Source organism: Kitasatospora sp. NPDC058162, from assembly GCF_042884005.1.
GTDB lineage: Bacteria > Actinomycetota > Actinomycetes > Streptomycetales > Streptomycetaceae > Kitasatospora.
Genome location: NZ_JBHVUS010000011.1, coordinates 87,132 through 102,162 on the forward strand (window position 1 = coordinate 87,132; position 15,031 = coordinate 102,162).

Below are 15,031 nucleotides of genomic sequence, written 5' to 3' on the forward strand. Positions count from 1 at the left end.
TAACTAGTTGGACAGACCAAGTTCCTTGTCGAGAAACTCAAACACCTGGTCGGGTGTGGCCGACTCGAGTTCGACCTCGCCGGTGCCGGACTCCGCTTCGCCCTGCTCTTCGATCCACCTCGACAGAATGCTCTGCAGCCGCCTCGTGATCCGCTCGCTCGTCTCCTGGTCGGGCGCAGCACCCGACAGGCTGGATTCGAGCCGGTCGAGGTCGTCGAGCACGGGCACCGAAGCCGTCTCGTCCGGGGCGAGTTCGGTGCGCAGCCAGGCGGCCACCGCCACCGGAGTGGGGTAGTCGAAAATCAACGTAGCGGGCACCCGCAGTCCGGTCGCAGTGTTCAACCGGTTGCGGATCTCCACCGCCGTCAGCGAATCGAAGCCCAGCTCCTTGAAGGCCTGCTGGGCCTCCACCCCCTCGGCCGACGCGTGGCCCAGGACGACGGCCGCCTCGGCCCGCACCAGGTCGGTGAGCAGCCGCTCCTGCTCGGCGCGGGCCAGGCCCGCCAGCCGGCGGCCCAGGTCGCCCCCGGCGGGGGCCGCGGCCTCGGTGGCGCGGGCGCCGGCCGTGGCGAGCCGGCGGACCTCCGGCAGGTCCCGGACCAGCGGCGCCTTCGGCAGGTCCACCGCGGTCTGCGCCAGCACGGCCCAGTCGACGTCCATCACCGTCACCACGGCGTCAGGGCCCTGCAGCGACTCGCCCAGCGCCCGGACCGCCAACTCCGGGTCCATCGCCGACATCGGGAGCTTCTTCATCCGCTCCTTGATCGCCTCCTTGGACTCCGCCAGGCCGCCGCCGCCCCACTGGCCCCAGGCCACCGACAGACCGGCCTTGCCGCGGGCCCGCCGGTTCTCGGCCAGGGCGTCGAGGTAGGAGTTTGCGGCCGCGTAGTTGCCCTGCCCCGCGGAGCCGAGGGTCGACGCCGCGGAGGAGAACAGCACGAAGGCGTCCAGGTCCAGATCGGCCGTCAGCTCGTCGAGGTAGGAGGCGCTCGCGGCCTTGGCCGCCAGCACCGTCTCCAGCCTCGCCGGGCTGAGGCGGTCGACCACGCCGTCGTCCAGGACGGCGGCGGTGTGCATCACCGAGGACAGCGCGGGGCCGCTCTGCCCGGTCCAGGCCACCAGCCCGGCCAGCGCCGAGCGGTCGCTCACGTCACAGGAGACGACGTCCACGCTGGTCCCCCGGGCGGCCAGGCCGGCGACGGTCGCGGCGACGCCGGCGGCGGCCGGACCGGAACGGCCCGTCAGCACCACCCGCGGAGCGTCCCCGTCGGCCAGCCAGCGGGCCACGTGCCCGGCGATCGCGCCGGTGCCGCCGGTGATCAGCACGCTGCCGCGCGGCGTCCAGCGCCCCTCGCCGCGCGCCTCGGCGGCCCGGCTCATCCGGCGGCCCAGGATCCCGGACGGCCGGATGGCGACCTGGTCCTCACCGCAGCCGGCGAGCACCGCGACCAGCCGGGCTCCGGCCCGGTCGTCCAGCACCTCCGGCAGGTCGACCAGCCCGCCCCAGCGGTCCGGGTGCTCCAGGCCGACGACCCGGCCCAGACCCCACACCTGCGCCTGCGCCGGACTGGTCGGCACCTCGCCGGGCGCGGCCGAGACCGCGCCGCGGGTGGCCGGCCACAGCGGCGCCTCGACCCCGACGTCGCCGAGCGACTGGATCAGGGCCAGGGTGGCGGCCAGACCGCCGGCCACCACCGGGTGCTCCGGCAGCACCGTCTCGTCCAGCGCCAGCAGCGACAGCACACCGGCCACGCCGCCCGGCTCCGCACCCGCGTCCCCGAGCGTCCGGGTGAGCAGGGCGGCCAGCACGTCGCGGTCCGTGGTCCCGGCCGGGACCTCCACCACGGCGACGTCGGCACCGCGGATGCCCAGCGCGAGCGCGCAGCCCTGGACCAGGTCGTCGGCCGCCGCCTCGGCGGGGACCGCGACGAGCCAGGTGCCGGACAGCACGCCCGGGTCGGGCTCGGCGACCGGCGCCCAGCCCATCCGGTAGCGCCAGCTCGCGGTGGTCGACCGCTCCAGGTCGCGGCGCCGCCACGAGGTCAGCGCGGGCAGCAGCTCGCCGAGCTGCTGCTGCCGGTCCTCGATCGCCAGGGTGTCCGCCAGCTGCTCCAGGTCACCGCCCTCGACGGCCGCCCAGAACGCCGCTTCGGCCGCCGTGCCCGAGCCGTCCCCGCCGGAGGCCGGGGAGCCGGCCGTCGGCGCCGACGGGACCTTCGGCCAGAAGCGGTCGTGCCGGAAGGCGTACGTCGGCAGGTCCACCCGCTCACCGGCCGACAGGACGGCCGTCCAGTCGACGGGGGCGCCGTTGACGAAGGCCTCGGCCAGCGAGGTGACCAGGCGGGTCGCACCGCCGTCGTCGCGGCGCAGCGTGCCGCACACCGTGGCGGGCACGGCGGCCGCACCCGCCTCCAGCGCGACCTCCTCCAGCGACTCCGTCACCGCGCCCAGCAGGACGGGGTGCGGGGAGACCTCGAGGAACACCCGGTGACCCTGAGCGGCCAGGGTCCGCACCGCGCGGTCGAAGTGGACGGTCGCCCGCAGGCTCGCGTACCAGTACGCCGCGTCCAACTCCTCACCCGTCAACGTCTCGCCGGTCATCGCGGAGAGCATCGGGATACGGCCCTGACGCGGTGCCACGCTCGCCAGGACGGAGCGGATCTCCTCCTCCAGGCGCTCGACCTGCGCGGAGTGCGAGGCGTAGTCCACCGCGACCAACCGGGCGCGCACGCCCTCGGCCTCGAACTCCGCCTTCAGCTCCTCCAGACCCTCCGGATCACCCGAAACCACCACGGCGGACGGCCCGTTGACGGCCGCCAGCGACAGCCGGTCACCGAAGCGCGCGATCCGCTCCTCCACCACAGCGGCAGGGCTGCTCACCGACAGCATCCCGCCCAGGCCCGCCAGGACCTTCAGCGACTGCGAGCGCAGCGCCACCACCCGGGCACCGTCCTCGATGCTGAGCATCCCAGCCACCGTGGCAGCGGCGATCTCACCCTGCGAATGACCGGCCACCGCCTCGGGAACCACCCCGGCGGCCTCCCACACGGCGGCCAGCGAGACCATCACGGCCCACAGCGCGGGCTGGACGACATCCGCCGCCTTCAACTCCGGCGCACCCTCGGCACCCGCCAGCACCTCGGCGAGCTTCCAGTCCACATACGGCGCCAGCGCCGCCTCGCACTCCGCCAGCCGCGCCGCGAACACCGGACTCACCGCGGCGAGTTCACGGCCCATACCGACCCACTGCGAACCCTGACCCGGGAAGACGAACACCGGGCGCACATCGGCCCGGGCCACACCCGACACCACCGACCCGGCGGACGCACCCGCCGTCAGGCTGTCCAGCCCCGCCACGAGTTCCGCGCGGTCACCGCCGACCACGACGGCCCGGTGCTCGAACAGGGACCGGGTCGCGGCCAGCGACCACGCCAGGTCGGCCGGCTCGGCCTCCGGCCGGGCGGCCACCCACTCGCGCAGCCGACCCGCCTGCCCCGACAGGGCCTTGGCCGACCGGCCCGACAGCACCCAGGCGCCGACCCCCGACAGCACCGGCCCGCTGGCCGTGGCCCGCGGTTCGGCAGCGTCCTCGGCGGCGTCCTCGGCGGGCGCCTCCTCGAGGATGACGTGCGCGTTGGTGCCGCTCATCCCGAACGAGGACACCCCGGCCCGACGCGGGCGCTCCCCCGCCGGCCACGGCACCGACTCGGTGAGCAGCCGCGAGTGCCCGGCCGACCAGTCGATGTGCGGCGACGGCTCGTCCACGTGCAGCGTGGGCGGCAGTTCCCCGTGCTGCAGCGCGAGCACCATCTTCATCACACCGGCCACACCGGCAGCGGCCTGGGTGTGCCCGATGTTGGACTTCACCGAGCCGAGGAGGACCGGCCGGTCCTCCGGCCGGTCCTGGCCGTAGGTGGCCAGCAGCGCCTGGGCCTCGATCGGGTCGCCCAGCTTGGTGCCGGTGCCGTGCGCCTCCACGGCGTCCACGTCGCCCGCGGCCAGACCCGCGTTGTCCAGGGCGGCGCGGATGACGCGCTGCTGGGACGGGCCGTTGGGCGCGGTCAGACCGTTGGACGCGCCGTCCTGGTTGATCGCCGAGCCGCGGATCACCGCCAGCACCGGGTGCCCGTTGCGGCGCGCGTCCGAGAGCCGCTCGACCACGAGCATGCCCACGCCCTCGGCCATGCCCATGCCGTCGGCGGACGCGGCGAACGCCTTGGAGCGCCCGTCCACCGCCAGACCGCGGGCCTGGGAGAAGGCGATGAACCCGTCCGGGGCCGCCGTGACCGTGACGCCGCCGGCGAGCGCCAGCGAGCACTCCCCGGCCCGGACCGACTGCCAGGCCAGGTGCAGCGCCACCAGCGACGAGGAGCACGCCGTGTCCATCGTCACCGCCGGGCCCTCCAGGCCGAGGGTGTACGACAGCCGGCCGGACAGCACGCTGGTCGCGTTCCCGGTCATCACGTGGCTGTCGATGCCCTCGAACTCCGAATCGCCGTCCAGGCTCATCGCGGCGTACCCCGAGCTGTAGCCGCCGACGAAGGCACCGGTCTGCGAGCCCCGGAGCGAGGCCGGGTCGATCCCGGCCCGCTCGAAGGCCTCCCAGGAGGTCTCCAGCAGGAGCCGCTGCTGCGGGTCCATCGCCAGCGCCTCACGCGGGCTGATCCCGAAGAACGCCGGGTCGAAGCCGCTGACGTCCTGGAGGAAGCCGCCCTCCCGGGTGTAGGAGGTTCCGGCGTGCTCGGTGTCCGGGTCGTACAGGGCGTCGAGGTCCCAGCCGCGGTCCTGCGGGAACGGGCCGATCGCGTCCCGGCCCCCGGCCAGCAGCGCCCACAGCTCCTCCGGTCCGTCGACGCCGCCGGGGAACCGGCAGGCCATGCCGACGATCGCGACCGGCTCGTCCGTCACCGCGCCGGACGGCCGGACCGGGCCGGCCGCGGCGGGCAGGTCGCCCGCCAGCTCGCCGCGCAGCAGCGCGGCCAGGGCGACGGGGGTGGGGTAGTCGAAGACCAGCGTGGCCGGCAGCCGCAGCCCGGTCTCCGTCCGCAGCCGGTTCCGCAGCTCCACCGCGGTGAGCGAGTCGAAGCCCAGGTCGGTGAACGCCCGGGTGGGCTCGACCGCCTCGGCGGAGGCGTGCCCCAGCACGGCTGCCACATGGGCCCGCACCAGGTCCAGCAGCGTACGGTCGCGCTCCTGGCCGGACAGGCCGGCCAGCCGGCGGCGCAGCGCGTCGGCGGCGTCGGCGCCGCTCGCGGCCTGGGCGGCGGCCGACCGGCGGACCCGGCCCCCGGCCAGCGCCCGCCACAGCGGCGGGACGTCACCGGTACGGGCGGCGCGCGCCCGCAGGTCCGCCAGGTCCAGCCGGGCGGGCACCAGGACGGCCTCGCCGCGGGCCATCGCCTCGTCCATCACGGCCAGGCCCTCGTCCGCACCCAGGGCGGTGACCCCGGAGCGGCTGATCCGGGTCAGCAGGTGCTCGCCCAGGTCCCGGCCGATGCCCGCCTCGTGCACCCACGGGCCCCAGGCCAGCGACAGGCCCGCCAGGCCGGCGGCCCGCCGGTGGCCGGCCAGCGCGTCCAGGAAGGCGTTCGCGGCGACGTAGTTGCCCTGCCCCGGAGCACCGAAGATCCCGGCCGCCGAGGAGAACAGGACGAAGTTCTCCAGGCCGAGACCCCGGGTCAGTTCGTGGAGGTGCCACGCGGCGTCGGCCTTCGGCCGCATGACCGCGGCCAGCCGGTCGGCGGTCAGGGTGCCGATCACGCCGTCGTCGATGATCCCGGCGGCGTGGACGACGGAGCCCAACGGGCAGTCGGCCGGGACGGCGGCCAGCAGCGCGGCCAGCGCGTCCCGGTCCGCGACGTCGCAGGCCACGACCCGGACCCAGGCACCGAGCTGCGCCAGCTCGGCGGCCAGCCCGGCCACCACGGGGGCGGCCGGCCCGGAACGGCTGGTCAGCACCACGCCCTGGGCCCGCCCGGTCACCACCAGGTGCTTGGCCACCAGACCGCCCAGCGTGCCCGTCCCACCGGTCACCAGGAGCGTCCGGGGGCCGTCGGCGACGGGGCCCGCAGGCTGTTCAACCGCTGCTCCAGCGCCGGACGGACGGTTGAGCCGGCGCCCGAAGGCACTCTCGCCGCGCAGGGCCAGCTCGGGTTCGCCGGCCGCGAGGACCGACGGGAGGAGGGCGATCCGCCCGTCCGTACCGGCGGCGGGCAGGTCGACCAGGACCAGCCGGCCGGGGTTCTCCGCCTGCGCCGAGCGCAGCAGGCCCCGGGCCGCGGCGGCGGCCAGGTCGACCACGGCCTCACCGCCCCCGACGGCCGCACCGCCGCGGGTGACGACCACCAACGTGGCGGACTCCAGGCGCTGTTCGTCCAGCCACTCCTGGGCCAGGGCCAGCGCGTCGGCGGCGAGCCGGCGGGCGGCCTCCGGGGCCTCATCGGCCTCCGGTGTCGCACCGACGCAGACCAGCACCACGTCCGGCGCGGCCTCGCCCGCCTCCGTCGCCGCCGCGGCCTCGGCCAGGCCGGCGAACGACCGGACCGGCACGCCGACGGCCGCCAGCTCCTCGGCCAGGCCGAACCGGTCGGCACCGACCAGCGCCCAGTCCCCGGGCGCAACCTCGGCACCGGCGATCGGCGCCCACTCCTCGACGAACAGCGCGCCCGCCGCCCCGCTGTCGGCGGCCCGCAGCTGGTCGGCCGACACCGGTCGGCTGACCAGCGACTCCACCGACACCACCAGGGCACCGGCCGGGTCCACGGCCGTCAGCGCCAGACCACCCCGGGTGTCGCGCCGCAGCCGGGCACGCAGCACCGACGCGCCGCCGGCGTGCAGCTCGACGCCGGTCCAGGCGAACGGCATCCGGACCCCGTCCGGCCCGCCCTCCGGCTCCGCGTCCGACAGGGGCGTGCCCGCCAGCAGGGCGGCGTGCAGGGCCGCGTCGAGCAGCACCGGGTGCAGACCGAACGCCCCCGCCTCCCGTGCCACCGACTGCGGCAGCACCACCTCGGCGAACACGTCCTCACCCCGGCGCCAGGCGGCCCGCAGACCGTGGAACGCCGGGCCGTACACCTCGGCCAGCCGAACCTCGTACAGCTCGTCGACGGCGAGCGCGGTCGCGCCCTCCGGCGGCCAGACCGCCAGCTCCTCCGGCGCCCGCGAGGCCGCCGGGGCCGGGGCCACCACGCCGCTCGCGTGCTGCGCCCAGCCCTGCTGCGCGTCGGCGGCGTCGGGGCGCGAGTACACCTCGACCGTCCGCCGCCCGTCCTCGTCGGCGTCGGCGACGACGACCTGGACCCGGACACCGGAACCGTCGGCGGGCAGGACCAGCGGCGCCTGGAGCGTCAGCTCCTCCAGCAGGCCGCAGCCCACCTGGTCACCGGCCCGCACCACCATCTCCACGAACCCGGTACCCGGCAGCAGCACCGCCCCACCAACAGAGTGGTCGGCCAGCCACGGGTGGGTACGCACCGACAGCCGCCCGGTGCACACCAGGCCCGCGCCACCGGCCAGTTCAACAGCCGCGCCGAGCAACGGGTGGTCCACCGCGCCCAGGCCCAGCGAGGCCGGGTCCTGACCGGCGCCCGCCAGCGACAGGGGCAGCATCCCCTGCGGCCAGTACCGCTCGTGCTGGAAGGCGTACGTCGGCAGCTCAACCGGGCCGGCGGACGGCAGGACGGCCGTCCAGTCGACGCTGGCGCCGTTGACGAAGGCCTCGGCGAAGGAGGCGACCAGACGGGCCGTCCCGCCCTCGTCACGCCGCAGCGTGCCGCAGACGGCCGCCGGGACGAGGCCCGGGCCCGCCTCGTGGGCGACCTCTTCGAGGGTGTCGTTCATCGCGCCCATCAGCACCGGGTGCGGAGTGACCTCCACGAACACCTGGTGACCCTGAGCGGCCAAGGTCCGCACCGCGCGGTCGAAGTGGACGGTCGCCCGCAGGCTCGCGTACCAGTACGCCGCGTCCAACTCCTCACCCGTCAGCGTCTCCCCGGTCATGGCGGAGACCATCGGGATACGGCCGCGCCGGGGGCTGATCCCGGCGAGAACCGCGGTGATCTCCGCTTCGAGGCGGTCCACCTGCGCGGAGTGCGAGGCGTAGTCCACCGCGACCAAGCGGGCGCGCACACCCTCGGCCTCGAACTCCGCCTTCAGCTCCTCCAGACCCTCCGGATCACCCGAAACCACCACGGCCGAGGGCCCGTTGACCGCCGCCAGCGACAGGCGGTCACCGAAGCGCGCGATCCGCTCCTCCACCACAGCGGCAGGGCTGCTCACCGAGAGCATCCCACCCAGACCCGCCAGCACCTTCAGTGACTGCGAGCGCAGCGCCACCACCCGGGCACCGTCCTCGATGCTGAGCATCCCGGCGACGGTCGCCGCCGCGATCTCACCCTGCGAGTGACCCACCACAGCAGCAGGCTCAACCCCAGCGGCCTCCCAGAACGCCGCGAGCGACACCATCACGGCCCACAGCGCAGGCTGGACCACATCGGCAGCCTTCAACTCCGGCGCACCCTCGGCACCCGCCAGCACATCGGCGAGCTTCCAGTCCACATACGGCGCCAGCGCCGCCTCACACTCCGCCAGCCGCGCCGCGAACACTGGGCTCACCACGGCGAGTTCACGGCCCATACCGACCCACTGCGAACCCTGACCCGCGAACGCGAACACCGTCCGCGCACCCGGCCGCGCCACACCCGACACCACCGAACCCGACGGCACACCGGCCGCCAAGCTCTCCACACCACCGGCCAGTTCGGCCCGCTCGGTCCCGACCACGACCGCCCGGTGCTCGAAGGACGAACGCGTCGTCGCCAACGACCACGCCACCTCCGCCGGCTCCAACTCCGGCCGCCCCGCGACCCACTCCCGCAGCCGCTCCGCCTGGGCCGTCAGCCCCTCGGCCGACCGGCCCGACACCAGCCACGCACCGGCACCCGCCACCACCGGCACTGTCTCCGGCGCCTCGACGACCTCGGCCGCCGGCGCCTCCTCCACGATGACGTGGGCGTTGGTGCCGCTCATCCCGAACGAGGACACCCCGGCCCGACGCGGGCGCTCCCCGGTCGGCCACGGCACCGACTCCGTCAGCAGCTCCACCTCACCGGCCGCCCAGTCCACGTGCGAGGACGGGTCGTCGGCGTGCAGGGTCTTCGGCAGCCGCTCGTGCTGCAGGGCGAGGATCATCTTGATGACACCGGCCACACCGGCCGCAGCCTGGGTGTGTCCGATGTTGGACTTCACCGACCCCAGCCACAGCGGCTGCCCCTCCGGCCGGTCCTGGCCGTAGGTCGCCAGCAGCGCCTGCGCCTCGATCGGGTCACCCAGAGTGGTGCCCGTACCGTGCGCCTCGACCACGTCCACATCGGCGGCCGACAGCCGGGCATTGGCGAGGGCCGCCCGGATCACCCGCTGCTGCGACGGACCGTTCGGCGCCGTCAGACCGTTGGACGCACCGTCCTGGTTGACCGCCGAGCCACGCAGCATGGCCAGTACCGGGTGCCCGTTGCGCCGGGCGTCCGAGAGCCGCTCGACCACGAGCATGCCCACGCCCTCGGCCCAGCCGGTCCCGTCGGCGTCCTCGGAGAACGCCCGGCAGCGGCCGTCCGCGGACAGCCCCTGCTGCCGCGAGAAGTCGACGAACATGCCCGGCGTCGCCATCACCGTGGCGCCGCCGGCCAGCGCGAGCGAGCACTCGCCGGAGCGCAGCGCCTGGGCGGCCAGGTGCAGGGCGACCAGCGAGGACGAGCACGCGGTGTCGATCGTCACCGCCGGGCCCTCCAGGCCGAGCGCGTACGAGACGCGCCCGGAGAGCACGCTGGTCGCGTTGCCGGTCAGCAGGTGGCCCTCGACGCCGGCGTTCTCCTCGCCCGCCAGGGTGAAGCCGTAGCCCGAGGCGTAGCCACCGGCGAAGACGCCGGTCGCGCTGCCGTTCAGCCCCGACGGGTCGATGCCGGCCCGCTCCAGCGCCTCCCAGGACGCCTCCAGCAGCAGGCGCTGCTGCGGGTCCATCGCCAGCGCCTCACGCGGGCTGATCCCGAAGAACCCCGCGTCGAACTCGGTCGCGTCCCGGACGAAGGCGCCCTGCGCCACGTAGGAGGTGTTCTCGCGCTCACCGTCCGGGTCGTACACGCCCTCCAGGTCCCAGCCGCGGTCGGTCGGGAACCCGCCCACCGCGTCACCGCCGGAGTTGAGCAGCTGCCAGAACTCCTCAGGAGTGCCGGCCCCGCCCGGGAAGCGGCAGGCCATGCCGACGATCGCCAGCGGCTCGTCCGCGGCTGCGGCGTGCACCGCGACGGCCGCGCCCGATCCGGCTGCCTCGCCGGTCAGTTCACCGCGCAGGAAGCGGGCCAGCAGCAGCGGGGTGGGGTAGTCGAACACGAGGGTGGCGGGCAGCCGGACGCCGGTCACCGCGTTGAGGCGGTTGCGCAGCTCGACGGCGGTCAGCGAGTCGAAGCCCAGGTCCTTGAACGAGCGCCGGTCCTCGACCGCGTCGGCCGAGGCGTGCCCCAGCACGACCGCGACCTCGGACCGCACCACGTCGGTCAGCACCCGCTCCTGCTCGGCCCGGCCCAACCCGGCCAGTCGGCGGGCCAGTTCACCCTCGGTACGGGTTTCGGCCCCGGCCCCTCGGGCGGCGAGCCGGCGGACCTCGGGCAGGTCGCGGAAGAGCGGCACCTCCCGCAGGTCCGCCGAGCCCGACGCGGAGACCAGCAGGGCCCAGTCGACGTCCATCACGGTGACGACGGCGTCCGGGCCGTCCAGTGCCCCGCCGAGGGCGCGGGCGGCGAGCTGCGGGTCCATGGCCGGCATCGGGCCGCGCTTGACCCGGGCCCGCGCCGCCTCGCTGGACTCGGCGAACCCGCCACCGCCCCACGCGCCCCAGGCCACCGACAGGCCGGGCAGTCCGCGGCCCCGGCGGTTCTCCGCCAGGGCGTCCAGGAAGGCGTTGGCCGCCGCGTAGTTGCCCTGACCGGACGCGCCCAGCGTGGAAGCGGCCGAGGAGAACAGCACGAAGGCGTCCAGGTCCAGGTCCGCGGTCAACTCGTCGAGCAGGACGGCGCCTTCGGCCTTCACCCGCAGCACGGACGCCAACCGCTCCGCCGAGAGGCCGTCCACCACGCCGTCGTCCAGGACGGCGGCCGTGTGCAGCACCGAGGACAGCGCCGGACCGGTCTCCCCGATCCAGGCCACCAGCCCGGCCAGCGCCGAACGGTCGCTGACGTCGCACGCCACGACGTCCACCCGCGTACCCCGCACGGCCAGGTCGGCGACGGTCGCCGCGATGCCGGTGGCGGCGGGGCCGGAGCGGCCGGTCAGAACAAGCCGCTCGGTGCCGCGCTCGGCGAGCCAGCGCGAGACGTGCCCGGCGATGGCACCCGTGCCACCGGTGATCAGCACACTGCCACGCGGAGTCCAGCGGTCCTTGCCGCGCAGCTGCGAGGCCCGGGTGAGCCGACGGCCCAGGATCCCGGCGGACCGGACCGCGACCTCGGTCTCACCACAGCCCGCAAGCACCGCGACCAGCCGGGCTCCGGCCCGCTCGTCCAGCACCTCCGGCAGGTCGACCAGACCGCCCCAACGGTCCGGGTGCTCCAGCGCCACCACGCGACCCAGGCCCCACACCTGCGCCTGCGCCGGATTGACCAGCGCCTCACCCGCACCGGGCGCCACCGCACCACGCGTGGCCAGCCACAACGGCGCCTCGACCCCGACGTCACCGAGCGACTGGATCAGGGCCAGGGTGGCGGCCAGACCACCGGTCACCACCGGGTGCTCCGGCAGCACCGTCTCGTCCAGCGCCAGCAGCGACAGCACACCCGCCACCGCCGAAGACTCCACGACCTCGGCCAGCAGCGCGGCCACCTCGGCCCGGTCCACCGACCCGGCGGGCACCTCCACCACGACGACCTCGGCGCCACGGGCAGCCAGCGCGGAACCGTACGCCTGCCCGTCGAACCCGGCCGGAACCACCAGCAGCCACGTACCCGACAGGACACGCGAGTCGGACTCGGCGACCGTCGCCCAGTTCACCCGGTAACGCCAGCCCGTGGTCGCCAGCCGGTCCTTCTCGCGGCGCCGCCAGGACGCCAGGGCCGGCAGCACCTCGCTCAGCTGCTGCCCGTCCTCGATCGCCAGCGTGTCGGCGATGCGGGCCAGGTCCAAGTTCTCGACGGCGGCCCAGAACTCGGCCTCCGCCGCACTGCTCGCGCCGTCCGCGCCGACCGCCGGCGGGGTGAGCGACACCACGCCCTCCGGCCAGAACCGCTGGTGGCGGAAGGCGTAGGTCGGCAGCTCGACCGGCGAACCGGCGGGCAGGACCGAACTCCAGTCCACCGCAGCGCCGTTGACGTACGCCCGGGCCAGGCCGGTCACCAGGCCGTTGACGCTCTCGTCGTCGCGCCGCTGGAGCGGGACGAACACGGCCTCCTCACCGTCGACCCCTGCCACGGCATCGGGGCCGAGCGAGGACAGGGAGCCGTCGGGGCCGACCTCGATGAACACCGTGACACCCTGCTTGGCGAGCGCGGCGACGGCGTCGGCGAAGCGCACAGCCTGACGGGTCTGCGCCGGCCAGTAGCCCGCCTCGCACTCGGTGACCAGCTCACCGGTCAGCGCACCCGCCCACATCACCTGCGGACGGCCGTACTCCAACCCTTCGGCCACAGCCGTCAGTTCGCCGATCACCGGGTCCATCGCGGGCGAGTGGAAGGCGTGCGAGACCCGCAGCCGCCGCACCCGGCGACCCCGCTCCCGCCACAACTCCACCACCCGGTCCACAGCCTCCGTCTCACCGGAAACCACGACCGACTCCGGACCGTTGACCGCCGCGATCACGGCACCCTCGGCGAGCGTCGCAACGACCTCCGCCTCGGAGGCGTTGATCGCCGCCATCGCACCACCACTCGGCAGCGCCTGCATCAGCCGGGCCCGCGCCGCCACCAGACGCGCCGCATCCGGCAGCGACAGCACACCGGCCACATACGCGGCCGCGACCTCACCCACCGAATGACCCACCACCGCATCCGGCACCACACCGGACGCCGCCAGCACCGCCGCGACCGCCACCTCGAAGGCGAACAACCCGGCCTGCGCATACAGCGTCTGGTCCGCCAGCTCGGCGTCCACACCCTCGGCACCGAGCACGACATCCCGCACCGAGATCCCGAGCTCCAACTCCAGCAGCCCGCTCACCCGGTCGAAGGTCTCCGCGAAGACCGGACTGCCCTCGTACAGCCCCCGGCCCATCCCGGCCCACTGCGAACCCTGACCCGCGAAGACCAGACCAACCCGGGCACCCGCCCGCGCCACACCCGACACCACCGCACCGGAAGAAACCCCGGCAGCCAGATTCGCTACACCATCGACCAGTTCGGCCCGCTCGCCACCGACCACCACGGCCCGGTGCTCGAACACCGAACGCGTCGTCGCCAGCGACCACGCCACGTCCCGCGGCTCCAGCTCAGCCCGCGCGGCAACCCACTCCCGCAGCCGACCCGCCTGAGCCGTCAGACCGTCCACCGTCTTGCCCGACACCACCCAGGCACCCGCACCCGGCAGCACCGGGTCCGCGACGGGGGCCACCGGCTCGGCGGCCTCGCCGACCGCAGCGACCTCGGCCGCCGGGGCCTCCTCCACGATCACGTGCGCGTTGGTCCCGCTGATGCCGAAGGAGGAGACGCCCGCACGCCGCGGCCGCTCCCCGGCCGGCCACGGCACCGACTCCGTCAGCAGCTCCACCTGGCCCGCCGACCAGTCCACGTGCGAGGACGGCACCTCGGCGTGCAGCGTGGGCGGCAGCTCCTCGTGCTGGAGCGCCAGCACCATCTTCATCACACCGGCCACGCCAGCAGCCGCCTGGGTGTGCCCGATGTTCGACTTCACCGACCCCAGCAGCAGCGGCCGCTCCTCCGGCCGGTCCTGACCGTAGGTGGCCAGCAGCGCCTGCGCCTCGATCGGGTCACCCAGCGTCGTACCCGTGCCGTGCGCCTCCACCACGTCCACATCCGCGGCCGACAGCCGCGCATTGGCCAGCGCCGCCCGGATCACCCGCTGCTGCGACGGACCGTTCGGCGCCGTCAGACCGTTGGACGCACCGTCCTGGTTGACCGCCGAACCGCGCAGCACCGCCAGCACCTTGTGCCCGTTGCGGCGCGCGTCCGAGAGCCGCTCCACCACGAGCATGCCCACGCCCTCGGCCCAGCCCGTGCCGTCGGCGTCCTCGGAGAACGCCCGGCACCGGCCGTCCGCGGACAGCCCCTGCTGCCGGGAGAATTCCACGAACGTCCCCGGGGACACCAGCACCGTGACACCGCCGGCCAGGGCCAGCGTGCACTCCCCCGACCGCAGGGCCTGGGCGGCCAGGTGCAGGGCGACCAGCGAGGACGAGCACGCGGTGTCGATCGTCACCGCCGGGCCCTCCAGCCCGAGCACGTACGAGACGCGGCCCGACAGCACACTCGTCGCGTTGCCGGTCATCAGGTGGCCCTCGACGCCGGACCCGGCCTCGGCGGACCAGGAGACGCCGATCCCGTAGTTGGACCCGAAGCCGCCCGCGAACACCCCGGTCGCCGTCTCCCGCAGGGCGGCCGGGTCGATGCCCGCCCGCTCCAGCGCCTCCCACGAGGTCTCCAGCAACAGGCGCTGCTGCGGGTCCATCGCCATCGCCTCGCGCGGGCTGATCCCGAAGAACCCGGCGTCGAAGCGGGTCGCGTCCCGCAGGAACGCGCCCTGCGCCACGTACGAGGTGCCCTCGCGCTCGCCGTCCGGGTCGTAGACGTCGTCCAGGTCCCAGCCGCGGTCGGTCGGGAACCCGCCCACCGCGTCACCGCCCGAGGACAGCAGCTCCCAGAACTCCTCCGGGCTGTCCGCACCACCCGGGAAGCGGCACGCCATGCCGACGATCGCCACCGGCTCCGCGGCCTGCTCCTGCACCTCGCGCAGCCGGGCGCGGGCGTCCTGAGCGTCAGCGATGGCCCGCTTTAGGTAACTACGAAGCTTGTCCCCGTCGGACACGGTCGTCTCCCAG

The 15,031-nt window shown here is 75.0% G+C and carries 1 pseudogene; it reads right to left on the reverse strand.

Features of this window, described 5'->3' with window-relative positions:
* Positions 1–3: 3 nt before the first annotated feature.
* Positions 4–14,976, reverse strand: a pseudogene (locus ACFVXG_RS22050) (type I polyketide synthase); the annotation flags it as partial.
* Positions 14,977–15,031 lie beyond the last annotated feature (55 nt).